At 46.1% G+C, this 23,859-nt stretch carries 25 protein-coding genes; all 25 read right to left on the reverse strand.

The genetic code is table 11. The annotated features are described in order from the left end of the window. Window positions 1-7: 7 nt before the first annotated feature. Window positions 8-925: a DUF7638 domain-containing protein gene (locus AR543_RS16520; RefSeq protein WP_060535543.1), complete on the reverse strand. Its 918-nt coding sequence runs from the start codon at window positions 923-925 to the stop codon at window positions 8-10. 92 nt (window positions 926-1,017) lie between these two features. Next, the gene (locus AR543_RS16525; protein ID WP_060535544.1) at window positions 1,018-1,656 is read right to left on the reverse strand and encodes a DUF1405 domain-containing protein; all 639 of its coding nucleotides are present in this window, start codon (window positions 1,654-1,656) and stop codon (window positions 1,018-1,020) included. 197 nt (window positions 1,657-1,853) lie between these two features. Next, window positions 1,854-2,093, reverse strand: a complete 240-nt coding sequence (locus AR543_RS16530; RefSeq protein WP_060535545.1) for an IDEAL domain-containing protein — start codon at window positions 2,091-2,093, stop codon at window positions 1,854-1,856. A 23-nt stretch (window positions 2,094-2,116) separates the two neighbouring features. After that, entirely contained in the window at window positions 2,117-2,623 is a 507-nt protein-coding gene (locus AR543_RS16535) for a gamma carbonic anhydrase family protein (protein ID WP_060535546.1), read from the reverse strand. A 237-nt stretch (window positions 2,624-2,860) separates the two neighbouring features. Next, complete coding sequence (locus AR543_RS16540) at window positions 2,861-3,439, reverse strand: histidine phosphatase family protein (protein WP_060535547.1); 579 nt, start codon at window positions 3,437-3,439, stop codon at window positions 2,861-2,863. A gap of 148 nt (window positions 3,440-3,587) precedes the next feature. Further along, window positions 3,588-4,217: an anti-sigma factor gene (locus AR543_RS16545; RefSeq protein ID WP_060535548.1), complete on the reverse strand. Its 630-nt coding sequence runs from the start codon at window positions 4,215-4,217 to the stop codon at window positions 3,588-3,590. Next, complete coding sequence (locus AR543_RS16550; RefSeq protein ID WP_046215028.1) at window positions 4,214-4,810, reverse strand: RNA polymerase sigma factor; 597 nt, start codon at window positions 4,808-4,810, stop codon at window positions 4,214-4,216. The genes AR543_RS16545 and AR543_RS16550 overlap by 4 nt, the downstream gene beginning before the upstream one ends. 1,035 nt (window positions 4,811-5,845) lie before the next feature. Continuing rightward, complete coding sequence (locus AR543_RS24350; protein WP_158523986.1) at window positions 5,846-6,010, reverse strand: hypothetical protein; 165 nt, start codon at window positions 6,008-6,010, stop codon at window positions 5,846-5,848. Between the two features lie 368 nt (window positions 6,011-6,378). Next, on the reverse strand, window positions 6,379-6,999 hold the full coding sequence (locus AR543_RS16555) for a hypothetical protein (RefSeq protein WP_060535549.1): 621 nt from the start codon (window positions 6,997-6,999) through the stop codon (window positions 6,379-6,381). 30 nt (window positions 7,000-7,029) lie between these two features. Beyond that, window positions 7,030-8,283 carry a hypothetical protein gene (locus AR543_RS16560; RefSeq protein WP_060535550.1) on the reverse strand — a complete coding sequence of 418 codons (1,254 nt, stop codon included), beginning with the start codon at window positions 8,281-8,283 and terminating at the stop codon, window positions 7,030-7,032. Window positions 8,284-8,464: 181 nt separating this feature from the next. Then, window positions 8,465-8,587 carry a hypothetical protein gene (locus AR543_RS25070; protein WP_418304200.1) on the reverse strand — a complete coding sequence of 41 codons (123 nt, stop codon included), beginning with the start codon at window positions 8,585-8,587 and terminating at the stop codon, window positions 8,465-8,467. A gap of 68 nt (window positions 8,588-8,655) precedes the next feature. Further along, window positions 8,656-9,087 (reverse strand): GH25 family lysozyme, encoded by a 432-nt coding sequence (locus tag AR543_RS16570; protein WP_060535551.1) that lies wholly within the window; start codon window positions 9,085-9,087, stop codon window positions 8,656-8,658. A gap of 481 nt (window positions 9,088-9,568) precedes the next feature. Continuing rightward, window positions 9,569-10,372 carry a cytochrome c oxidase assembly protein gene (locus tag AR543_RS16575; protein WP_060535552.1) on the reverse strand — a complete coding sequence of 268 codons (804 nt, stop codon included), beginning with the start codon at window positions 10,370-10,372 and terminating at the stop codon, window positions 9,569-9,571. A gap of 97 nt (window positions 10,373-10,469) precedes the next feature. Next, window positions 10,470-10,958, reverse strand: a complete 489-nt coding sequence (locus AR543_RS16580) for a DUF2243 domain-containing protein (protein ID WP_418304201.1) — start codon at window positions 10,956-10,958, stop codon at window positions 10,470-10,472. A 190-nt stretch (window positions 10,959-11,148) separates the two neighbouring features. After that, entirely contained in the window at window positions 11,149-12,249 is a 1,101-nt protein-coding gene (locus AR543_RS16585) for a prephenate dehydrogenase (RefSeq protein ID WP_060535553.1), read from the reverse strand. 175 nt (window positions 12,250-12,424) lie between these two features. Next, window positions 12,425-13,522 carry a histidinol-phosphate transaminase gene (gene hisC, locus AR543_RS16590; RefSeq protein ID WP_060535554.1) on the reverse strand — a complete coding sequence of 366 codons (1,098 nt, stop codon included), beginning with the start codon at window positions 13,520-13,522 and terminating at the stop codon, window positions 12,425-12,427. A 309-nt stretch (window positions 13,523-13,831) separates the two neighbouring features. Then, window positions 13,832-14,665: a tryptophan synthase subunit alpha gene (gene trpA, locus AR543_RS16595; RefSeq protein WP_060535555.1), complete on the reverse strand. Its 834-nt coding sequence runs from the start codon at window positions 14,663-14,665 to the stop codon at window positions 13,832-13,834. Then, window positions 14,662-15,858 (reverse strand): tryptophan synthase subunit beta, encoded by a 1,197-nt coding sequence (trpB, locus tag AR543_RS16600; RefSeq protein WP_060535556.1) that lies wholly within the window; start codon window positions 15,856-15,858, stop codon window positions 14,662-14,664. The genes trpA and trpB overlap by 4 nt, the downstream gene beginning before the upstream one ends. Then, the gene (locus AR543_RS16605) at window positions 15,858-16,601 is read right to left on the reverse strand and encodes a phosphoribosylanthranilate isomerase (protein WP_082472262.1); all 744 of its coding nucleotides are present in this window, start codon (window positions 16,599-16,601) and stop codon (window positions 15,858-15,860) included. The genes trpB and AR543_RS16605 overlap by 1 nt, the downstream gene beginning before the upstream one ends. Continuing rightward, a complete protein-coding gene (gene trpC / locus AR543_RS16610; RefSeq protein WP_060535557.1) occupies window positions 16,594-17,436 on the reverse strand; it encodes an indole-3-glycerol phosphate synthase TrpC in 843 nt (280 codons plus the stop codon). The genes AR543_RS16605 and trpC overlap by 8 nt, the downstream gene beginning before the upstream one ends. Beyond that, window positions 17,426-18,466 (reverse strand): anthranilate phosphoribosyltransferase, encoded by a 1,041-nt coding sequence (trpD, locus tag AR543_RS16615; protein WP_060535558.1) that lies wholly within the window; start codon window positions 18,464-18,466, stop codon window positions 17,426-17,428. Before trpD ends, trpC begins: the two co-directional genes overlap by 11 nt. Before the next feature lie 100 nt (window positions 18,467-18,566). Beyond that, window positions 18,567-20,126, reverse strand: a complete 1,560-nt coding sequence (gene trpE, locus AR543_RS16620; RefSeq protein WP_060535559.1) for an anthranilate synthase component I — start codon at window positions 20,124-20,126, stop codon at window positions 18,567-18,569. Between the two features lie 696 nt (window positions 20,127-20,822). Then, window positions 20,823-21,191, reverse strand: coding sequence for a chorismate mutase (aroH, locus tag AR543_RS16625; RefSeq protein ID WP_060535560.1), 369 nt, complete (start codon window positions 21,189-21,191; stop codon window positions 20,823-20,825). 4 nt (window positions 21,192-21,195) lie between these two features. Further along, window positions 21,196-22,290, reverse strand: coding sequence for a 3-dehydroquinate synthase (aroB, locus tag AR543_RS16630; RefSeq protein WP_060536824.1), 1,095 nt, complete (start codon window positions 22,288-22,290; stop codon window positions 21,196-21,198). Between the two features lie 8 nt (window positions 22,291-22,298). Further along, complete coding sequence (gene aroC, locus AR543_RS16635) at window positions 22,299-23,468, reverse strand: chorismate synthase (protein WP_060535561.1); 1,170 nt, start codon at window positions 23,466-23,468, stop codon at window positions 22,299-22,301. Window positions 23,469-23,859: the final 391 nt, after the last annotated feature.

Below are 23,859 nucleotides of genomic sequence, written 5' to 3' on the forward strand. Positions count from 1 at the left end.
TGGTTTTTTACACTTCCCGCTTATCCTCAGGATCATAAATAATACGCACATAGTCGCTATCCCTGCTATCCATATCTCCCAGAAACATGCGTTTATGCTCAGGTATTTTCTCATAAGCTTCCCGCAGCTGTTCGCGGTGATATTCCGATGGTTCTTCCAGATAGGCGTGATAACAGGCCCTGCAGTGTTCCATCGCCGTTTTGCCTCCCCGAAGGCGGATATGCATCTCCTGTAGTTCTGCATACTTATCTGCGGCAGAAGCAGATGCGCTGCCTGTCAGTGTAACTTCGGCCAATCCGCCAATCTGGATTCGGACCGAATGCTTACAATCGGTAAAAAAGGTTCCGTCTTCGAACAACTCCTGTACTTTATCCATATCCGAGACATATTCTTGTCCATCATGGATCCAATCCACCCGGCCATCCTGATAGACATTCAGATATACAAGACTATTTTGTTCTGATCCACGGTAGAAAATATAAAATCCACTGCCATCGACTGTAGAATATCCGATCTCGTTTTCTACATGAAACGGGACAGCCTTTGGCGAATAGATGATTTTTCGCTGCTGCATAAGCTGCTGTTCCCGTTCATGGATCGTATATATATTCGCTGCATCGGGATTCAGCTGATGGATTGTCTGCTGGAGATGCGCATAATAGGTCTCGGGAGTGTACAGCCAATCCGCATTTTCTACCTTGTAATAGCCCAGCTGGAAAATAGACAGATGCTCTTCATCAGGAATACCGGGAACAAGCCAGCCTTGCTCCAACTTGTTCTTTAACCCATGCATATCCACCAGTTCCCAGCAATTAACCATTCCATCTTCATACACATCTACATTGATCATAAAATAACTGCCGTTATGAATAATACCAGGAACAGTGATTCCCTCTATACGCTTGGTACGATAAATTTTTGACACGAGTTTACTCCTTTACAATCTGACATCTCCTCAGTTATATAACCGCCGGGAGTAAAAGATCCGACTTTCGGCCAAACAACCTCATAATTGGATTATCTGTTATGTCGCGCGTATCGTGCCTGCCATAGCGCCAGACCGCCTACAAATGCAGAAGCTATCGTCAGACATACGGTAAAATTACGTACCTGATCAAGTCGTTTTACGAGCTGTTCGGTTAGCCATGGATATATTCCTTGACTGTAATCCATATAATCGTTTAGCAGCGTCCAGACAAGTGCAGCGACCAGTGATTTCCACCCAAATATGAAAAAACGAACAAATAATAATGATTCCACAGCCATAGCCAGATGGGATACGGTCAGCATCCAGTCTTCCCATACCAAGGTATCTCCCAGTGCTTGCCCCCAAAAGATCATTGTCACTGCCCATACCCCGTATTTGACAGATGTGACTACTGCCAGTGCTTCCATAAGTTTGCGTATTAGCTGCAGCCATCCACTGCGTGGCGGAAACATTAAGAATAACAGGGCAATACTGAAAAATAGACTAGCGGTTGGACTGTCCGGTACAAAAATAACCATCCAGGCCGGCCAGCGTTCCAGTGTATATTCCATTTGCAATCCATACCATATGTATCCATAGATGGTTCCCAATATATTACAGATCAAGAGCAGCCATAAAAACCCGCGATTCGTTAGGAACATTCTACTCCATAAATAAGAAATGGGCATTCTCATTCTCCTTTATCTCTATCCGGCAAAAGCTGCTACCAATGTCATAATCTTCTGCTTCGAACAGGCATCATCCTTATTATTTTAAAAGTAAGTAGATGAACAAGCAAGTAATATTGAGAGCTGCACATACCAAAAAAAGTCTACCGCAGATTACGGCAGACTTTTACAGGATTAAGTAATATATGTGTGACATCCTAGTGAGATAATGATTTACGTTCATCATGCTCCACTTCTGGCAGTTCGACTTCAATTGCTGGTGCTAATGAACGCAATTCATTAGTCCACTTTTGAAAAGATTCTTCATCTCTGTCGGCAAGCGCCCGATCAATAAGTGTGTTCAGTTCCTCAATCCGATGTTCGCGAAGTACTTGGTCCCATACCATCTCAGCTGCCAAACCCAACATGACTTCATAGGTTACTTTCATCTTGTACATAGGGCGCACCTCCATAATGCTATTCATGGATTCCTGAACTCTTTTCCTTTATCCACATAGCTCTGTGTAGTCCTGGCCATTCGCTGCAGATCAGCTTCGGTCAGTTCGCGGATTACACGTGCCGGTGAACCGAGTGCCAGAGTATAAGGTGGAATTTTGTTGTTCTCTGTTACAATTGAACCTGCACCAATTAACGAATATTCACCAATCTCTACACCGTTCAATAGAATAGCACCCATTCCGATCAGCGATCCCTGACCGATTCGGCAGCCGTGAACAATGGCAGAGTGTCCGACGGAAACATCATTTTCGATAATTAAGGGGTGAATCTCATGTACATGTCCTACAGCCAGATCCTGTATGTTACACCGGTCTCCGACAATTACCGGAGCAAGATCACCGCGCAGTACGGCATTAAACCATACGCTGCTATCCTCACCAAGTGTTACATCACCGATCAGCTTGGCACCTTCGGCTATGAATGTATTTGTGGGTACAATCGGCCATTGATTGTGGTAGGGCAATAACATGTTATCCGCTCCTTATCTGGATTTTAACCAAAATACGTGTAAGCGCATCAGTAATTTAACAAAAAAATAGAGAAAAATTAATGACAATGCTGTAAACTTCTTATAGTCACTATTTCTTCCTGTCCGTATTCTCCTGCCGCTATGCTTCCATGTAGACGAAAGAGCATGGATGATAGTTGTTCAATCAACCTCAATCACGCTCATGCTTCGATTTACGCCTATATGTCCGGTTATATCTTACGATTGAAGATGATCCGTATTGTTATACAACAGAGCTTTCCATTCTTCGGCTTCCCGTTCCAGAACTGTCAAAGACAAATTGCCAATTCGCTCGGTATGCTGCTCTTTCAGCAACAAAGTAAACACATGAGACAGAAAACCGCCATGACTGACAACCAGAATATTATGATTGGGGAACTGCTCCCAGGTCGAATTGAGAAAACTCATGCCCCGTTCCTGCAGCATTTCCACCTTTTCCTGTCCCAGCTCCAGAGTCTCCCAGTCTGAACCCCATTTGGCTTCACGTTCTTCCCAGGTAAGTCCTTCCACCTGACCGAATCCTCGTTCCTTGAGCCGTTCATCCGGTTCCAATAATGGAATATCCAGTCGCTCTGCAATAATCCGGGCTGTCTCATGTGCCCGCTGCAGGCTGCTCGAAATCATATGATCCCAGTGAATCGGTTCTACTGCCAGTCGTTCGGCCAGCCGGGCTGCCTGTCTCCTCCCTTCTTCGTTAAGTGGGATATCGCTATGACCCTGAATACGCCCCAGCGCATTCCAGTCGGTCAAGCCGTGCCTGATCAAACCAATCCGCATCTGCCTGTTACACCCTTCCTTCAACTGCTCCCGCCTACTGCGATCGCTGCTATGTATTGGCTATGAATATATACAGCATAACATAAAGAAAAGCCTGCGGGCATCGGTCCAATTACGGAGTTTGCCTGTAGGCTCTGCATCTTTGTATTTAATTTTGATGTTTGGTACGGGCCAGCCAGCGCAGGGAGACCAGCGCAAGCAGCATACCGACGAGCGACAGAATCATCCAATACTGTGGATGGCTCGGATTCATCGGAATGACCAGCGGATCAATCAATCCCCGTTCCGATCCGGCAAAATGAAGCGAGGAATATACAACCGTGCTATCATCTCCTGTAGCAACCGCTGTAGGTACAATACCGGTTACCCTCTCGGGCTGGGGCTGCTGCTCAAACGTGCCTGTCATATCGAGTGTCAAGTAAATGGAACTGCATATAAAGACCGCAATAAGCGAAGACATCCAGACGGATAACCGGCGGCGGAACAGGCGTGAAATCGGTCCACGCTTTACATCGGTCTGTACCAGCCACGGCGATTCGGCATAAATCCGGTCCATGACACTCCGGTTTATATTTTCCGCGCGGATTGTCATGGTCGGCATCTCTTCCAATTGGGCTGCTTCTGCCTGAATCAGTTCATGACTTTCTTTCCACACTTCAAATTCTGCCGCGCAGTCAGGACACTCCCGAACATGTTCGTCCAGTGCCAACCGGCGTGGATCATCCGGCGTCAGGTCCCAATAGATCCCGAACAGCTCTTCGGCCTCTCTGCAATTCATTTTCTCTTCATCCCTTCACTAGGCTGATTGTAGACCGAGTCATAATAATACGGCTCCAGCCGTGTTTTTACGCTCGCTCTCGCCCGGAACAATAGAGATTTGACGGAGCTTACACTTTGACAGAGGATATCAGCAATTTCCTGATAATCCAACTGATCGTATTCGCGGAGGATCAAAGCAGATCGTTGTTTTTCTGGCAGCTGGTCTATCGCTTCACGTACCATCTGGACGCGCTCGCCGCGCAGTACCGCCTGTTCGGGCACCATACTGTTCGGCGCAACCGGCGTGTAGCCGCTCTCTTCGAGAGGAATACTGCCGTTCTTTTGCTTGCGCAGCTCGCTCAGTACGGTATTGCGTGCGATCGTATACAGCCAGGTGGAGAATGAAGCATCCACTTCCCGAAAGGAGTGCAGACTTTTGTAAGCCTTGTAGAACGTCTCCGAACACAGGTCTTCTGCCATTATTTCGAGATTGGAGCTTTTGAGCATATGATAGATAAACGCCAGAATCTTGCGCTGGTAACGGCGCATCAGCTCAGAATACAGCTCTACATCACCGTTTTTAATTTCCTGAATTAACAGGGAATCTGTCATTGAAATGCGACCCTCCTCATTGTTGCCGCCGCATCTTCCTATTCCTTATGTATTAGATAATACCGGATAGGACGGCAAAAGTTGCGGTATTCCTAACATTTTCCGCAGCCGACAACAATTCACTGATTTGATATGAAAGATAAACTTGCCTGTCGATCCGGCAAGCAACTGGAGTAACTGGTACAAGCCTCAAGCAGGCTGATGGGAAAGAAAGGCACATGGCACTTCTATTTATCAAATGCGACTCTACAGTCGCTTTCTTGCATACTAATAGATTCGTTTATACTTAGCATATTCCGCTTGCTTTTTATTTGTATCAAGCAGCCAAATATCCTTTGGAAATAAGCAAAAAGCTGGTTGTCTACTTACTCATTTCCATGCAATATAATAGAGCAACCTTTATATCATACCTGACTTTTAGACGGATAGCAAAGTTAAAAGGTTGCTGATCTGTCTGTAAAATTAATCCTGTTCGCTGGATAAAGACGACAATTGTACTGCTATTTCGTCTGCTATGGAGTGTTGAATACAGTATGTTAGTATTCGTCCATACCCCAATATTCCGCTGTAACCGAAGGTGAAATTCTGGATATACGGCTATCAATTTAGAAATAACATTGCTGTGTAAATAGCTCTGCTTATTGGTGAATCGAAGCATTAACGCAGGAACGTGTAATGCTGGACGAATCCGATCATCAAAGTCACTGGTAACCATTTATAGTGCTGGATGTCTCACAACGTTATAGGTATGTATCAAAAACAATTATGTATGTGCAGTAACAGAACATCCTGCCAAACGAGTGATCCCTTTCCCCTTTCCATCTGCAAACGAATAATCCGCAGACAAACAACCTGCAGATAAAAACTCCCTTATCTGTTATACCATATAATGATTCTGCAATTCAAAGTTCGCTCAATCGCTGTCAGAACAATAAAGAAACGGCTAATATAAGTTAGCGGTTCGAGTTTTACAGTTTAAAGATTTAGGGGGCGAAGATTTCCCAAAATTGAATAAAAACGCTGATCCAATTCCTTTTAATTGGACGTATAGAGCTTAACCTTACTACCATAATCTACAATGATATCTACTTCGAGTTCTGATTCTGTTTCTACTCTGACACGTACCTGGGACAGTGCTGCTGCCAGTAATTCCATATCTGTTTTTACTTCCTTATATGTTGGTCTTTCTAATACGATCATCCTCCTATTATGCAAAAAAGAGCCTTACCAGCATATGCTGATAAAACCCTTGATCCTTCTAAGTATATACTATCTAATTCATTTTATTTACCTTTTGTAAAGGGACGCTGCTCGACAGCAACAGCCCTCTAGGCGCCCTCATAGAATGTGATTTGTTAAGATACCGGCTTAGCGAACAGGCAAATCAAAAACACAATTAGAGTAATCACCACAATAAAACGAATAATTGGTAGTTTGTTCATAAGTCACCTCAGCTTTCGAGGTGCTCCTAGATATTAGTTACAGTATATAGATAACTTACTACCAATGCAACTAGATCATACCAAAAGGCTCTTCGATAAAAAACAAAGCCTTTTATGATTTCAAACTTACTCACTATTGCTATTTCTTAACCTTTCTGACTCTACATCTTCTAAATAACTTTCCAACCGCGACATGATATATTGATTTTTTTCTAACTCTTTTCTCTCTGCTTCTAAATTTTCTGTCAATTTTTTAAATTCATAGGTATAAATTAAACATAAATTAATACCAAATCGTAATGCTGTAGAAAGCATTGCAATTAAAAATAAAAAGTAAAAGAAAGCTTGAACAAAGTTACTAGTAATAATCTCTGTTATAAAAGAATAAAAAACAATTGCAAAAGCATAAATCAAACCAGTTATAATAAACGATACAATTTTCCCCAAATCATTTTCGCTAATTAAAGCCATAACTGAGTTAACTTTAATTCCACCTATAACAGTGATTACAGTTATATATATGCCTATGAAAATAGAAGCTACTGTTGTAATAGTACCAATGTTGGGCTGAATTAAGATGTCGTAATAATTATACAAGCCTAATTCTAGCGAATTAGGCTCACCATTATTATAAAACATAGTAAATAATTTATTTATACAAAAAATAAGAGTGAAAAGTGTGCACGTTATTTTGAGAAGCCACTTTTCAATTATCATTGCAAAAAGGCCTATTAATATCTCTTTCATTAGTGATCACACTACTTTCTTAATCAAAAGTTAGGCAGAGTCACCCTCTTCTTCCCGCTCTCCAACTTCCATTTTAACAAAGTATTTCTCTGGAACATTGGATGAAAGTTTAGGCATATCCACATTTTCCTCATGGAATTTCAGTCTTCGTTGTGCAATACCACCTAACCTCCCAGTCTCGATATATTTTTCAAGAATTTTATCACCGATAAATTCCCAACCGTGACTCCCTTTGTCTTCCCTTAATACAAAATCACTTTTAATACCTACATTTTTAAGATCTAATTTTTCGTAGTGCCCAGAAGAATTTTTAAAATTCACCGTACAAGATAACACAGATTCGTTTTCATCAATATTTAATTGACTTATTACATTTACAATTTCTGCATTATCCAATTCTAGCTTTCTTTTTCTTCCTTTACCAAATTTTAAATCTACAATTGGTGCCTCTATAGATTCCCGAATCTCTTTTCCAACATTTAATAAGTTCTCTATTAAAGTTTTTTTTGGTTTCTTATTTTCTATACGTTGTTGTAACAAATCGTAATCTTTGCTGTCTACGTTGAATTTCAACTGAACATCCTTAATATCATTTGAAGCTCTAATATCTGCAAGACTACGGTTAGAATCAACGGGCATAAAATGAACTGCCCATTGTTTTCGAGGATCACTATTAGCCAAAAAAGAATTGAAATATTCTTCAATATCCTTTGCTTTACTACCATAAAGGTTAGACTCAACAAGAACAGTTTGAACTTGAGGAGCGACTACAAATGTAGTCATTTCAATAATATCATCTTCAATCATTTGAACTACACTTTTATTCAAATCCCCAATATATGGCTTTACCGTTTGTCTATATTTACCAATTGCTCCTACTCGACATGTCTGATCCAGATTAGGCACTACATTCTCAAATAGTGCAGTAGGGTAATTGTTAATTTTCCGTACTCTCTTATTCCAATCGATACCTTGAACTTTATCTAAAAATTCCGAAAAGTAAAGTCGCGTAGCTGTATTATTGAGCGTAATTACAACATTGTAAAACTGAAATTTTCTTGCCAAAATAGTTCCTCCGTTCAAAATAGATGATAGTCTTATATACTCAGGACTATTCTCCCTAATAATGAATATTTTGGCAATAGGAACACGTGTTCTCTTTAGGAACATATGTTCTATTATATACTTTTTATTTATTATCTCAATATCTAATTTTAACTCATATGTATTTATAACACCATTCAAATAGAAAATGACCCCACTGGCGTATGCCAGCAGGGTCACACCGTTGCTTCCGGATTTGTATGGGTTTATTGGATCGGATAGATTAATTTTTGTCTACATCCTTGCTTGTTCCTAGGCGGTTACTCAATGCCAATTCAAATAGTCCAGTAGCGGACAAACCAGCAAACGCACCTGCCCATAATCGTAGTGTGAGATCAAGATCGGTGAACGGTTGAGCTGCCTAGCCGATCAGCAGACCAACGATCAATCCGACCAGTGGTATGAAACTGTTCGATAGTGGTACGGTCTGCTTGACCAGCTGCATAGCAGCCAGAATGATGACAGATAGTACAGATAGATGCAAACGCCATTACTTGATTGAAATGTTCCATGTTAATTGTTCCCTTTGTCACAGTCAATTTTTTATTATTGTTATCCCATATCAGCATGCCGCCAAATGCTTTGACCAGCGGACGTACCTGCACATAAGACTTGCCTTCGATCAGCTGCGTATCCTGCAGCGTGCGATCCAAAGCGGATACTGCTGCAGGTTACTGAAATTGCCGATGAATGACGGATAGTGTACAGCGTCGGTCGTTTGCCAGTCAGGCACTCGATCTCCTGCAGGAAAGCCAGAGCGATTGCGGACGCTCCTGCCGGACTGACCGAGTCAGACTTATGCTCATAATCCAGTACAGGTGGCAGATCCACTCCACAGCCTGCCATAATTGCCGTGTAGAACTTCCCTGCTGCTACCCGTGCCTGTGCCGGATTCGTAACCGATTCATCCAGGTAATGATAAGCACCTACCAGCAAACCAGCTGCGCTTGCGTCTGTAATATTCTGAATAAACATCGGATCCATTTTGTTCTTGTTTAGTTTGCCGTATATTAAAAGGTCAGGCTTTAAAATAGTATCTAGTATAGAATGGTTAGTTCGTAGATTAAGATATGTATCATTGAACAGCACTTTTCCGCTATGCAGCGTTAGCAAGATAATTATTTATAGAGTTACTAACACAAAAAATTATCCCAGGCTTTCCAGGTTAAATACACTTTAACTAGGGTGACATGCAAGAAATATCGGTATAGTATACAAAGCGCAAACGCCATCAGGACAAAAAGAAACCGCTAACATAAGTTAGCGGTTCGAGTTTCATATTTCGGAAACTCCAGTTATTGGATAGGAGTGGAGAGAAACCATACTGTAGTTAAAGTATACTGTATGCGCTTTCATTACGTCAACCCTTTTAGCTAAAGTTTTTTGATAATTTTACATTTATTTTAATTACTGTGATATATGCTTAAATGTTATATGTGTTTTCCATACAAAAACCGCTTTGGAATCAAACATCCAAAGCGGTTTTTACATCCAATTGACGCGGGCGCGTTGTACGGTACCACTCATAACAGAATAATCCGATAATAATGAGCTGCACCAGATCACCGCCATAATACATCCACTGTGCTCCTGCCTCTGCTTGTCCTACCGGTACACCTGCAGGTGGATGAATATACAGGTGTTTGGACAACATCCCGTGTAGAGCAGCTGCAATCACGGCTACGATAGCCCGGTATACATAACTGTAACGATGAGCTATCGGGTCCACATACAACAGGGAGATGGTAAATACATAACCTGCCAGAGCAATATGCAGATGAACCAGCAGATTCACCACAGTATACTCATGCATCCATGTATAGAGCGGTGTCGTATACAGCAGCCATAGTCCACCGGTATTGAGCAACGCTGCGATAACCGGATGGCAAATAAATGAAATATACGAATTGCGCAGCAGAACGCTCAGTCTACGTGCCAGGCTAACCGGTAGACTGCGTAGCAGCAGAGTCATGGGAGCGGATAATACCATTAGCAGTGGTCCCAGCATGCCCAGCAGCAGATGACCGATCATATGTATGCGAAAATCGCTATGGGCAGCTGCAGCGAATGGTCCAATAATGACCACTACCGAGCAGGTACAGCCTGCATACCAGCATAGATAGCGATACATCGGCCAGGGTCTGTACGTTTGACTGGATAGCAGTCCCAGCAGCGTGTAACCGATAATGACTGACACATACAGCAGTGTGACGATTAACTCGATAGCAACAGATGCCGGATTTCCTCCATGGACCCAGGCATGTTCCATAGCTATTGTCCTCCTCTCAATACCACGTATGCTGTCTGATTAATTCATCTGGGCATCTGATTAACTTACCAAATTTAGATATGAACTGCCAGGCATTCTATACGCTTCGACGTGTTCTCCACACCAGCAGACTGCCCACAATGATCATAACCACTGCAATAATATTCCATGTCCAATCATAAGGCGTTACATCGACATCATAGCGAATCTGATGAATACGCATCAGTTTGTGCTGTACCAAGCCGTCGTATAGCTGGAATACACCTGCTCCCAGCAGCACGCCTCCCCACCATCGTGTAAGCCAGAGCGCTTTGCGCCGACGCAAATCTGCGAATAAAAACAGCGAAGCAATGGTGGCAAACCAGCTGAAAGCATGGAAAAATCCGTCCGATACCAGTCCGACTGCTGTTGTGGACAAGTCATAAAAATGATGCCAGTGCAACAGCTGGTGAAATATAGTCTCATCGATAAAAGCGGCCAGCCCTACACCAAATAAAACACCCGACCATAGATTGCGCTTGCTGTGAATGTGGCGTGGTTGCACCAGATCATTTTGAATATTCATATATCCTGTACGGGGTGTCATTAATTTTCCTCCTTTGTCTGTTATCGATAAACTGGAAATTATTTTACATTCCACAGCCTATTACCCTTTACAGCCTGATAAAAACAAAAAGGAACTCTGCCAACTTGAACAGAATTCCTTTTTCATCTGGTATTGTCCCTATACAGGTGTAATAAAAAGCGTTCTTACGCGCAATATGACCGATATATACTCAGACAAATACCGAATATTCATTTTGCTGCAGCATCGCTTTGGCTTGTTCCATATCATGCTCGTTGCGGAATGACAGGCGCATCACACCCGGCACATCCTCCCGGCTCTCGATAATCTGTACGTTGCTGATATTGATGCCGCGGTTACCGATCTCGGTCGTAATTTTGCCGATAATCCCTGGATGATCGGGCACATCGAGGTAGAGATCGTACAGCTTGGTAATCATGCCTTTGCGGCGTTCAGGCAATTCGTCGCGGAAAGCACCGGCTTTTTCAAATTGTTCCTCAATCCCGCGGGCATCCTCACTCTCCAGCAAGCCGATAAACTGTTCTACACCTTCATTCCAGTCTTCCAGCAGCTGCAGTATAATATGGCGGTTATTGAGCAGAATATCGCGCCAGACGATTGGATCACTGGAAGCAATCCGGGTAATATCCCGGAATCCTCCTGCTGCCAGCATCCGATATAACGGATTGCCTTCATTGTACTGCCGGATCTGATTGACAAGCGCCACAGCAATCACATGGGGCAAATGGCTGATCGCCCCGACGATCTCGTCATGCATCTGCGGCTCCACCCGTATGACCTGGGCTCGGGTATGCTGTGTCAGCAGATCAGCGAGACGCTCATAGGCCGGTTGCGGCACATGCTCCGGAGGCGTCAGCACATAGTAGGCATTTTCAAACAGCAGATAAGAAGCTGCGCCTACTCCCGAGCGTTCCGAACCTGCCATAGGATGGCCGCCAATAAAGTGCACACCTTCATGCAGCTGAAGCTGCTCTGCACAGGCAGCAATGGAAGCTTTGGTACTGCCTACATCGGTAATGATACAACCTTGCTTCAAGGGCAGACGACTCAGCTGCTCCAGATAGGTACCGAGCAGACTAACCGGTACACAGAGGAAAATAAAATCGGCATCCAGTGCAGCTTCTTCCATAGACAGTGTGGCATGATCAACCACCTGTCGCTCCTGATACGTATGTATCAATTCCGGCAAGTGCGTATAACCGGTCACATGCAGACCCGGCTTGCCTTTAAAACAAAGCGCGAGCGAGCCGCCAATTAGCCCTACACCGAAGATTGTAATTTTCGTTATCATGATTATCCCACTCATTCTTCGTTGATTAGATTACGTAAATATATGGGTATCTGCTGCATAGATGCTTTAAAGCATCATAATCTGTATGCACAGATGAGCAGCGAATTTCCCGGCCCGCTTCTCTGCCGGAGAAAATCCGCCTGTACCCAAATGATTAACTTGCTCGTTACAGCATTTAGACAGCAGCTGTACGTTCTTGCAGTGTTTCTTCCAGTGCACGGATAAAAATCTCATTCTCGCGTGCTGTTCCTACAGTTACACGGATATACGTAGGGTATTTGTGATGGCCTGCACGGATAATAACGCCGCGGCTCAGCATGGACTGGAATACTTCCATGGCCGGGTGTCCGGTATCGACCATAATAAAGTTCGTTTGACTCGGGAAATAAGACAATCCCAGGCGTTCGAAATGACCTGTCAGATAATCGATACCTTCACGGTTTTTCGTACGGCATTCTTTTACAAAATCCTGATCACGCAGTGCCTGACGGGCAGCCGCCTGACCTACTCGTGAAGTGTTGAAAGGCTCGCGTACCTGATTAATCAGTTTGATTACATCGGCTCCACCGATTCCGTAACCAATGCGCAGTGCAGCCAGTCCGTAGATTTTGGAGAATGTGCGCAGAATGACCAGATTCGGATACTTGGACAGCATCGGAACACTTTGTGGATAAGCGCCATCGACCACATATTCGTAGTACGCTTCATCCAGTACTACCAGTACATGAGACGGTACCTGATCCATGAATTGGACCAATTCGGCTTCATCTACAATCGTACCTGTCGGGTTGTTTGGATTGCAGACCCAGACAATTTTGGTATGATCATTAATTTGCGCCAGCATACCTGGCAGATCGTGTACGCCATTTTTGAGCGGTACTTCGTGAACAGCAGCACCTTCGATATCCGCATTGCTTTTATATACGGAGAATGTCTGATCGGCCATGATTGTCTCATCGCCCGGTTCCAGAAATGCGCGCGTAATCAAAGCAATAATCTCATCGGAACCGCAGCCGAAAATAATCTGTTCGGACGTTACGCCCAGAGAAGCAGCCAGTTCGGAGGTCAATTCGACAGCGCCGCCATCCGGATACAGATGCAGTTGAGTCAGTTCGGCAGCAATCGCCTGCTGGACAGAAGGAGCAGATCCATACGGATTTTCATTGGAAGCCAGCTTGGTTACTTCGGTCAAACCCAGCTCGCGCTTTACTTCTTCAATTGGCTTGCCCGGTTGGTATACGGGAATATTTACAATACGGGATTTCGGTTTCATTGGGACCACTCCTTCGGACTGTTTACATTTTCTTGACTGTTGTAGATTCATTACATTATACAGAATTAGCGGAAGGAATTCACCGTTTCCGCGGAAAACCTGCTTCCGACTGATTCGATATCATTCCATCCGCTGATTCAGCATGATGACTGCCAGAAAGCAGGTATTTCCAGTACAGAATATTCTGTACTAAAGTACTCTTTTGTACCTTTTATGGCAGTAAGCTTATATATAGTTATGGTGCTATCCAGATTTGACGTTCCCGGTTATAGAGGATCCGGATTATAAGTGTTGAAAGGTAAACCCGGGTTAGTCGGAACCGATCAGATCGGATACAAAATTCCGGATTTGCAGCAGTCCTTCCGCTTTGCGTTCCGGATCGGTCAGCAGCGGAATCTGGGATTCGATCTGACGTACAATCGCGCTGCCCACAACGACTCCATCACAGAACTCGGAGAACTGCTTTACCTGCTCATGACTGGAAATACCGAATCCAACAGCTACTGGCAGATCCGTATTAGCTTTGACATTACGGATAAACTGCTCCACATTGTTATGGAACGAAGCGCGTTCTCCGGTGACTCCCAGAGAAGACACACAGTATACGAATCCCTGCGCTCCATCCAGGATAGAAGCAATACGTTCTTCGGATGTCGGCGCTACCAGCGGCACGAGGCTGACACCAGCAGCTCTGGAACGGCTGCGCATCTCGTCGGATTCTTCGACCGGCAGATCCGGTATAATCATGCCGCTGATATCGTAACGCTGCATCTGTTCGAAGAATCGATCCAGTCCGTACTGCAGAATCGGATTGTAATAAGTGAACAGAATAAACGGCATCGTTACTCCACGGCTGCGGGCCTGCTCGGCAACTTCCAGACAGGTATCAATCGTTACCTGATGGGTTAATGAGCGCTGGGAAGCACGCTGGATCACCGGGCCATCGGCCAGCGGATCAGAGTAAGGAACACCAAGTTCCAGGATATGCGCACCTGCCTCCTGCAGCTCTACAATAATATCTACCGTAGTCTGAGGGTCAGGATCACCCACGGTCAGGAACGGAATCAATGCGGTCTCACCCTTCTCCCGGAGCTCTGCAAAGGTAACATCCATCCGGTTCTGGCTCTGCCCTGTAATGCTCATAGTGATCCCTCCCGCTCATATCTCATAATGGATTCTACATCTTTGTCACCGCGGCCCGACAAGCAAATGACCAGTAGCTGCTCGGATGTCATTTCCTTGGCCAGCTTGACGGTATGGGCAATCGCATGAGCCGATTCCAGAGCTGGAATAATTCCTTCCGTCCGGCACAGCAGCTTGAGTGCATCCAGCGCCTCCTGATCGGTAATCGGTACATACTGGGCACGTTCGATATCTTTGAGATAGGAGTGTTCCGGCCCTACACCGGGATAATCCAATCCTGCAGAGATCGAGTGTGCTTCCTGTACCTGTCCGTGCTGATCCTGTAGCAGATAGCTCATCGAACCCTGGAATACGCCTTTGGTACCGAGGCTCATCGTTGCAGCATGCAGCGGTGTATCAATACCGCGTCCGGCTGCTTCTACTCCGATCAGACGCACGTCTTTATCTTCCACAAAAGGATAGAACATGCCGATTGCGTTGCTGCCGCCACCGATTGCAGCGACTACCGTATGCGGCAGACAATTTTCCTTTTCCAGAATCTGACGGCGTGTTTCGTCCCCGATTACCCGTTGGAAGTTACGCACCATCATGGGATACGGATGCGGACCAACCGCCGAACCGAGAATGTAGAAGGTATCATCTACATTGCTGACCCAGTAGCGCAATGCTTCATTTCCCGCATCCTTGAGCGTCCGGCTGCCAGACGTAACCGGAATGACTTCAGCTCCCAGCATATTCATACGGAATACGTTCAGCTGCTGACGCTTGATATCTTCTTCACCCATAAATACTTTACATTCCAGACCGAGCAGCGCGGCTACAGTCGCTGTAGCTACACCATGCTGCCCTGCTCCTGTTTCGGCGATAACTTTCTTTTTACCCATACGCTTGGCGAGTACACCCTGACCAATAGCGTTATTGATCTTATGGGCACCGGTATGGTTCAGGTCTTCACGTTTGAGGTAGATTTTGGGACCACCCAGCTGTTCGGTCAGTCTCTCGGCATAATAAAGTGGTGTCTCGCGTCCGGAATATTCTTTGAGCAGATAATTAACCTCTGCATTAAATTCATCGTCAGCCGCATATTTGCGGTAGGATTCTTCGAGCTCGATTAGTGCGTTCATAAGCGTCTCCGGTACATAGCGTCCGCCGAAGTCTCCAAATCTTCCTTTTGCATCAGGTAGTGTTGTCATTATGCTCTCGCCCTTTCCACAAACGATTTAATTTTGGCTATATCCTTGATTCCATCTGTCTCTACGCCGCTGGATACATCAATTCCTTCCAGGGGATAGCCGGACAGCAGGCTCTTTACATTCTCGGGATTCAGTCCGCCTGCGACGAATAGCGGAATCTGATGTTCTGCTGTCCACTCGTGGTAAGCATGGATCTGATCCCAGGCAAATGTTTTGCCTGAGCCTCCTCCGTACAGAGGGTCATACGTATCTAATAAAAAGGCATCTACAGTGCCTTTGTACATTTCCAATTGGGCAGCAGTATCAGACTGCTGTGGATTGCTGCTGAGGGAGATAACCTTGAAGACCTGTACGCCCAGTTTTTCGCGCACCTGTCGGCAAAACTCCGGTGATTCCTTGCCATGCAGCTGGATAATATCCAATGGAGCTTCATGAGTAATCCGGACTAGTTCATCCAGTTCCGGATTCACAAATACGCCTGCGCTCTGCGGACGCTGTCCTTCCGGCCATTGCCGGAGCATTTCGATCAATTCACCCGCCTGATGTGCAGTCACCTGCCGTTTGCTTCTGGCGAACACAAATCCGATATAATCGACGGGTAGCGGTATCATAGATTTTAGCACTTCAACGCTTTGAAGTCCACAAATTTTTATCTTCGTTTTGGCTTGGCTGCTGTGCTCTTTGTCCTCTTTTACAGGTGATTCACCAGGGTAAGAAGCAGCTGGCTGCTGCTGTTTATTCATGGGAAGCCTCGGTAGCCGCTTGGTGATTCTTACGAAACTGTACAGGCTCCATCAGGGTTCTTACAGCCTGTGCAATATCTTCCTGCCGCATAAAATATTCGCCTACCAGTACCCCGGCAGCGCCAGCTTCCGCTACATAACGGATATCATCCGGTGACATAATACCACTTTCGCTGATCAGAGGTACTCCCTCTGGCAGCAGACGAATCAATTCAGCTGTTGTAGACAGCGAGGTTTCGAAAGTCTTAAGATCCCGGTTATTTACTCCGATCAATCCGTGTTCTGTCGCTCCTGGGGCTGCAAGTACAATTTCCAGCTCATGACGGTCATGCACTTCGATCAGTACATCCAGTCCAAGCGATACAGCAACCGCCAGATAATCACGAATCTGCGCAGGCGTCAGAATAGCCGCGATTAGCAGAATCGCATCTGCTCCAATCAACCGTGCTTCATAGATTTGCCGTTCATCTATAATAAAGTCTTTGCGCAGCAGCGGCAGCTGAATCGCTTCGTGAATCTCCGTGAGATAGCGATCATTTCCCTGGAAATACTGCACATCGGTCAATACAGATATACAATCAGCTCCCGCCTGTTCATACGCACGGGCAATATTCACCGGATCAAAGTCCGGTCGGATCAATCCTTTGGAAGGTGAAGCCTTTTTCACTTCGGCGATCAGACCAACATTCCGATTGGCGTCCGATGTCAATGCATGACGGAACCCGCGCGTTGCAGGCATGTCTGCGATCCGACGTTCTGCGTCTGCCAGCGAGAAACGGCTGGCGAGCTGCTCTACTTCACCTTGTTTGGTTACTACGATACGATCAAGATACATAACTGTATGCCTCCGTTGTCTGAATTAGTTGTTCCAGCTTGTTCGCTGCTGCCCCGGAATCGATAGCGGCGGCTGCAATAGCTGCTCCCTCGGCCAGATGATCCGCCTGTCCTGCCAGGTAAATACAGGCAGCTGTATTGGCGAGTACTACATCCCGGTACGCTCCTTTTTCGCCATTCAGTACCCGGCGAATAATATCCGCATTTTGCAGAGCATCGCCGCCCAGCATATGCTCCAGCGGATGCATATCCAGTCCAAAATCATGTGGATGCACTTCATACGTCTTCACTTGTCCATCACGCAGTTCGGCGATCCGGGTAGGCGCTGCAATACTGATCTCATCCAGTCCATCATGACTGGCAACGACCATCGCACGTTTGAGTCCAAGCAGATTCAGCGTCTCGGCGACGGTCTCGATTTTGCTGGCATCATAGAGTCCAATCAGCTGACGATCTGCACCAGCCGGATTGGTCAGCGGTCCCAGCATATTGAATACGGTACGTACGCCCAACTCGCGTCTGGTAGCGGCGGCATGTTTCATAGAGGGATGGAATACCTGTGCAAACAGGAAACAGATACCGATTTCATCCAGACAGCGTGCTGCCTGATCTGCATTCAGCCCGATATTGACTCCAAGTGCTTCCAGTACATCCGCACTGCCTGCCTTACCGGAAGCAGAACGGTTGCCATGCTTGGCTACACGTACCGATACCGATGAAGCAATAATAGCAGACACAGTAGAAATATTAAATTTGTGAATCCCTGAACCGCCTGTACCACAGGTATCCAGCAGGTTGGAAGACAATACAGGCACCCGTCCGCCGCTCATGCGCATCGCTTCGGCAAAGCCTGCGATTTCTTCGACGGTCTCTCCTTTTACCCGCAGCGCTGTCAGCAGTCCGCCGATCTGTGAAGGTGTAGCTTCTCCACTCATGATGGTACTCATCACGCGGTTTGCTTCTTCACGCTGCAAATGCTCTCCCTGAATGACTTTGGTAATCGCCTGCTGCATCGTAGCTGATGTATACATCTCGTCTCCTCCTCTTGGATCTGCCGGTTGTCTATTCGCTCGGCTCTGTGATTTATAATAAATTCAGGCTCTTAACCTGCTTGATTTATAGGTTGTCTGCTTATACCGGTTCGTAGCCGTACAGATAATCCTGATTGGTTACAGTCTCCGGATGGTTGGATTTCGGTGGAAACATCGCTTCAGCGACTCGGATAGATTTGAGCATCGCTTTTGCTTTGTTGACCGTTTCCTGATATTCATTTTCCGGAATGGAATCCCAGACGATTCCGGCACCTGCCTGTACATAAGCACGGCCATGTTTGAAAATAATCGTCCGGATCGTAATGCAGGCATCCATATTGCCCGAAAAGCCCAGATACCCGATCGCACCGGCATACGCGCCGCGTGCCTCATTCTCAATCTCCGCGATAATCTCCATCGCCCGCAGCTTGGGTGCACCCGATACGGTACCCGCCGGCAGGCAGGAGAGAAATGCATCGAAAAAGTCTTTATCCTTACGCAGCTGACCCGATACATTGGATACGATATGCATGACATGCGAGTATTTCTCGATCTGCATAAAAGAATCTGCTTTGACTGTACCGAACTCGGATACACGACCCAGATCATTACGTCCCAGATCTACGAGCATCAGATGCTCAGCCCGTTCCTTTTCATCCTGAAGCAGCTCTTCGGCCAGCGCCTGATCTTCCGCTTCGGTTTTGCCTCTTGGCCGGGTACCTGCGATTGGACGAGTCTGCAGCCGATCGCCTTCAACTTTGACCAGTGCCTCCGGTGATGTACCGACGATGATCTCGTCGTCCATTTTCAGATAATACATATACGGGGAGGGGTTCATCGTCCGCAGTACACGATAGACTTCCAGCGGAGCCACTTCGGTCTCAATATGGAAACGCTGGGACAGCACTACCTGGAAAATGTCTCCGGCGCGGATATATTCTTTGGCCCGGCTTACTCCGTCCAGGTATTCTTCCTTGGTCATATTCGACTGAATCTCGCCCAGCTCGATATCTTCTGATACCGGAGCACGTCCTGCCGTACTGATCGGCGGCTGGTTATGCAGCAGCAGCTCCATTGCTTCTAGCTTGTGTGAAGCCTGATCATACGCTTTGCGAATCTGCTGGTCATCAGCTCCTTCAGGGATATGTACATTGCTGACGAGCAGAATATGCTGTTTTACATGGTCAAACACGACAATCTGATCACAGAACATAAACTGGATATCATCCATACCCATATCATCTATACGATGGGCCGGTAATTTCTCGTAATACTGCAGCAGATCATAACCGAAGAATCCGATTGCTCCACCTGTAAAAGGAGGCAGCGTATCTAGCTTGGGACTGCGGTAACGACGCAGCAGCGCTTTGAGCTGTTCGACCGGCTTACCGGTTAATGCTTTTTTCTCGCCGTTCATTTCCAGTGTAATCTGTCCCTGCTTGCCCGAGATCATCAGGAAAGGATCACTGCCGATAAAAGAATATCGAGCCCATTTGCTGCCACCTTCTACACTCTCCAGCAGAAAGGCACGTTTGTGATCGGCATAACGCTGGAATATGCGGATCGGTGTCTCCATATCTCCGAGCAGCCGCTTGGTAATCGGCACCAGATTGTATTGACCTGCCATTGCGATGACTTGCTCTACCTGAGGTTGAATCATAAATATCCGCTCCTTTTATATCATGTAGGGTGAATTCGCTTTTGAATGAATAGTGATATGCCGGATAACAAAAAAAGCCTTCACGCGTAATGACGCATGAAGGCTGCTATGTGCAGATTGTACAAATGTAAGAAATGGAATATATCTATCCATCTCCTGCTTCCCCGGTGAATGGTTCAATCCTGCTATTGGCAACAGCAAGATATACCTATGGAATCAATAGCGTCAAAGTAGCTGCTTTCCCTGTGGAAAACGGCCTACCCTGTACATGATTCCTCATCCGGTTCTGCTCTTAAAACGCCATCGCACCTGTAATCGCTACGGACACACGCTCGGAACTCCCATTCACTGCTGATTCTGCTCAGCCTATTCATGTTCGTTCATACTGTCCGCCGATAGGGCTTACGTTTTCTTCTCATCTATACTCTTCTCTACTCAATTGCATCTCATCTCAATACACGGCTCATACTGCTTATTAATCTTGTTGTATACTATACTTCATAATAGACCGCTAATGCAACCCTTACCGTGAAAAATATAATTTCGACGCTTTAAAGCGACAAAAGGAAAGGCATAATAATGCCTTTCCTTTTGTATCACAGTATAGGGCTTATAGGAAATATAACCATACATCTATATCCAGGCTATCCTGCTTATTGGGTTGTCGAAATATAGACGATATGCTCCGTCCAGCAATCAGGATGTAGCCAGATCGGGACGAAGTCGTTTGGCTTCATTCAGGTAGACATGACGAATTTCCTGCTGGGTCTTGGTTGTATTGATATGCAGCATCAGCCGGATACACAGCGGCAGACTGCCCTGAACCGGTACTTCCAGCGCACACATCAGCGGAACCATGTTCCAGCCCTCCATCTCGCGAATAGCCAGAGCCGGGAAAACAGCATCCAGATCCGGTGTCATGGTAATCCAGATACTGCTGATATCTTCCGGTTCGAATTCATTGCGATCCACGATCTCCTGCAGCAGAACCAGCGTTTCATCTAGAATCTCCTGACGGTCGTTGCGGGTCACGGTTGTGGCTCCGCGAATACCTCTTACATACATGCTCTTACACCTCTTTCTTTAAAAGCTCAACCGTTCGGCGCACCAGGTCATAATCGACATTGCGATTAATTTCCACTTTGCCAATCTCCAGCGGCACGACAAAAGTCATCTGTCCTTCCAGAAACTTTTTGTCATGCATCATGGCAGTCATAATCCGGTCTACACTTAAGTGTTCCGGCAGCACGGTAGGCAGTCCAAGCGACTGCAGCATTTCACGGGTCGTATCGACCAGTCCCGGTTCTGCGCCGAGTGCTTCGCCGATCAGAGCGGAACCAACCATTCCGATCGAAATGGCTTCGCCATGAATAATCTCGCCATAACCGGCTACTGCCTCGATCGCATGACCGATCGTATGACCCAGATTGAGAATTGCACGCAGATCATTTTCCCGCTCATCCTTGGATACTACTGCAGCTTTGATCGAACAGCCTTTTTCCAGGCCGTATCCCATTGCCTGCATATCTACAGACTTGAGTTCTTCTGCATGTTCCAGACACCAATAGGCAAATTCACGATCCCAGATCAGTCCATGCTTGACCATCTCAGCGAGTCCCGCATATACTTCGCGGGCAGGCAGCGTTTTGAGCGTAGACAGATCATACAGAACCAATTCCGGCTGATGGAATACGCCGATCATATTTTTGGCAAGAGGATGATTGATCGCTACTTTGCCACCTACACTGCTGTCATGGGCGAGTACGGTAGTAGGCATCTGCACAAAACGAATACCTCTCATGTACGTACCTGCTACAAAACCGGCCAGATCACCTACAACACCGCCGCCAAGAGCAATAACTGCAGATTTGCGATCCAGACCACCTTCAATTGCTTTGGTCATCACTGCTTCAAAAACAGACAGCGATTTGGATGTCTCGCCAGAACCTACAATCGCCGTGACTACCTTGAATCCGGAAGCAGTCAGTGACTGCTCCAGAATACCAAGATAAGGATCAGCTACTTTTTCATCCGTAACAATCAACAGCGGGCTCTGCTTGGAGAGCTGATGTTTCTCCAGATAGCTTCCCGCTTGCTGCAGCAGACCTTCACCGATATAAATAGGATAGGAACGTTCGCCAAGTTGAACGTTCACTGTCCGGATATCAGTCATTAGTATTCATCCACCTGTGCCTGGTAGTTTTCCAAGTTTTTGCGGATCTCCGTCATGGAATCACCGCCGAATTTTTCCAGGAAAGCCTTGGCTACTTCCCAGGCGACCACACTCTCCATAACCACGCTGGCTGCCGGAACCGCACATGCGTCCGAGCGTTCCACCTGAGCGGTGAATGGTTCTTTGGTATCGATATCTACGCTTTGCAGCGGCTTGTACAGCGTCGGAATCGGCTTCATCACGCCGCGTACGACGATTGGCATACCATTGGTCATACCGCCTTCGAATCCGCCCAGGCGATTCGTCGCACGGTGGTAGCCTTGCTCCTCATTGTACATAATCTCGTCGTGCACCTGGGAACCGCGAATATGTCCTGCTTCAAAGCCAATACCGATTTCCACACCTTTGAAAGCATTGATAGACATAACCGCTTGTGCAATACGCGCATCCAGCTTGCGATCATACTGTACATAACTGCCCAGTCCAACCGGAACGCCTTCGATGATGCATTCTACGATACCACCGATCGAATCGCCTTCTTTTTTGATCTGATCGATATAAGCTTCCATTTTCTGTTCGGTTTCTTTGTCAACGACACGTACAGAAGATTCTTCGGTACGGGCAACCAGCTCATCAAGCGGCAGATTATTCGGTGGTGCTTCGATCTCACCGATTCGGATAACCTGTCCACCAACTTTGATGCCAAAGGATGCTAGGAATTGACGTGCAACAGCACCTACGGCTACACGAATAGCAGTCTCGCGTGCACTGGAGCGCTCCAGTACATTACGCAGGTCTTTGTGATTGTACTTGAGGCCGCCATTCAGATCGGCATGACCGGGACGAGGACGGTGAACACGACGTTTCTCTTCATCTGTTCCTTCCATCGGTTCAATATTCATAATTTTGGTCCAGTGCTTCCAGTCATTATTGGCAACGACCAGTGCAACCGGCGCACCTGTTGTATAGCCGTGACGAACACCACCTACGATATCCGCTGTATCTTTTTCAATTTGCATCCGGCGACCGCGGCCATATCCTTTTTGACGGCGTGCCAGCTGGAAATTCAATTCTTCAAAATCAAGCTGCAGCTCACTTGGTAGCCCTTCAATAATTGCAGTCAGCTGGGGTCCGTGAGTCTCCCCTGCTGTTAAGTAACGTATACTCATTTTGCGTTCCCCCTTTAAACTGTTAAACTGTGCATCGCTAAAATCCGTAATTACCTTTGCTTATTATAGTACAGCCTTTGTCCATTTGACAAGGAACGTCAAACAATGCATTTTCACAAAGAAAGCTGTATATTTTCTGCCGGATATAACAAAAACACGCTGTCTGCTGCCGTAGCAGAACAGACTGCGTGTTTTATGGATCATCGCAAATAATAAGTCATTTCTATTTTACGGGACAGCTAGAGATCATCCCGTAAAGCGGTATTTCTTATTCATTAAAATAGAGTTGTAAGTAATTCACCACTGCTGCATAGTTTGCCTCTGCCGGACGAATATTCCAGTATTCATCCGGCATCCAGCGGCCACGCAGCCGGTTCCCTTATGCAACTAC

The organism is Paenibacillus bovis, assembly GCF_001421015.2.
GTDB classification, from domain to species: Bacteria; Bacillota; Bacilli; order Paenibacillales; family Paenibacillaceae; genus Saccharibacillus; species Saccharibacillus bovis.

Bases quoted from the DNA above. Each gene is read 5' to 3' on its own strand.
- trpB (WP_060535556.1), bottom strand. From the start codon at position 15,858: ATGACAACACTACCTGATGCAAAAGGAAGATTTGGAGACTTCGGCGGA.
- AR543_RS16605 (WP_082472262.1), bottom strand. From the start codon at position 16,601: ATGAATAAACAGCAGCAGCCAGCTGCTTCTTACCCTGGTGAATCACCT.
- hisC (WP_060535554.1), bottom strand. From the start codon at position 13,522: ATGAAACCGAAATCCCGTATTGTAAATATTCCCGTATACCAACCGGGC.
- AR543_RS16575 (WP_060535552.1), bottom strand. From the start codon at position 10,372: ATGGAACATGCCTGGGTCCATGGAGGAAATCCGGCATCTGTTGCTATC.
- trpD (WP_060535558.1), bottom strand. From the start codon at position 18,466: ATGTATACATCAGCTACGATGCAGCAGGCGATTACCAAAGTCATTCAG.
- AR543_RS16525 (WP_060535544.1), bottom strand. From the start codon at position 1,656: ATGCCCATTTCTTATTTATGGAGTAGAATGTTCCTAACGAATCGCGGG.
- AR543_RS16530 (WP_060535545.1), bottom strand. From the start codon at position 2,093: ATGTACAAGATGAAAGTAACCTATGAAGTCATGTTGGGTTTGGCAGCT.
- AR543_RS16550 (WP_046215028.1), bottom strand. From the start codon at position 4,810: ATGACAGATTCCCTGTTAATTCAGGAAATTAAAAACGGTGATGTAGAG.
- aroC (WP_060535561.1), bottom strand. From the start codon at position 23,468: ATGAGTATACGTTACTTAACAGCAGGGGAGACTCACGGACCCCAGCTG.
- AR543_RS16570 (WP_060535551.1), bottom strand. From the start codon at position 9,087: ATGGATCCGATGTTTATTCAGAATATTACAGACGCAAGCGCAGCTGGT.
- AR543_RS16545 (WP_060535548.1), bottom strand. From the start codon at position 4,217: ATGAATTGCAGAGAGGCCGAAGAGCTGTTCGGGATCTATTGGGACCTG.
- AR543_RS16580 (WP_418304201.1), bottom strand. From the start codon at position 10,958: ATGACACCCCGTACAGGATATATGAATATTCAAAATGATCTGGTGCAA.
- aroH (WP_060535560.1), bottom strand. From the start codon at position 21,191: ATGTATGTAAGAGGTATTCGCGGAGCCACAACCGTGACCCGCAACGAC.
- trpC (WP_060535557.1), bottom strand. From the start codon at position 17,436: ATGTATCTTGATCGTATCGTAGTAACCAAACAAGGTGAAGTAGAGCAG.
- AR543_RS16585 (WP_060535553.1), bottom strand. From the start codon at position 12,249: ATGATAACGAAAATTACAATCTTCGGTGTAGGGCTAATTGGCGGCTCG.
- trpA (WP_060535555.1), bottom strand. From the start codon at position 14,665: ATGAGCATTACAGGGCAGAGCCAGAACCGGATGGATGTTACCTTTGCA.
- AR543_RS16555 (WP_060535549.1), bottom strand. From the start codon at position 6,999: ATGAAAGAGATATTAATAGGCCTTTTTGCAATGATAATTGAAAAGTGG.
- AR543_RS16535 (WP_060535546.1), bottom strand. From the start codon at position 2,623: ATGTTATTGCCCTACCACAATCAATGGCCGATTGTACCCACAAATACA.
- AR543_RS24350 (WP_158523986.1), bottom strand. From the start codon at position 6,010: ATGATCGTATTAGAAAGACCAACATATAAGGAAGTAAAAACAGATATG.
- AR543_RS16540 (WP_060535547.1), bottom strand. From the start codon at position 3,439: ATGCGGATTGGTTTGATCAGGCACGGCTTGACCGACTGGAATGCGCTG.
- trpE (WP_060535559.1), bottom strand. From the start codon at position 20,126: ATGATTCAACCTCAGGTAGAGCAAGTCATCGCAATGGCAGGTCAATAC.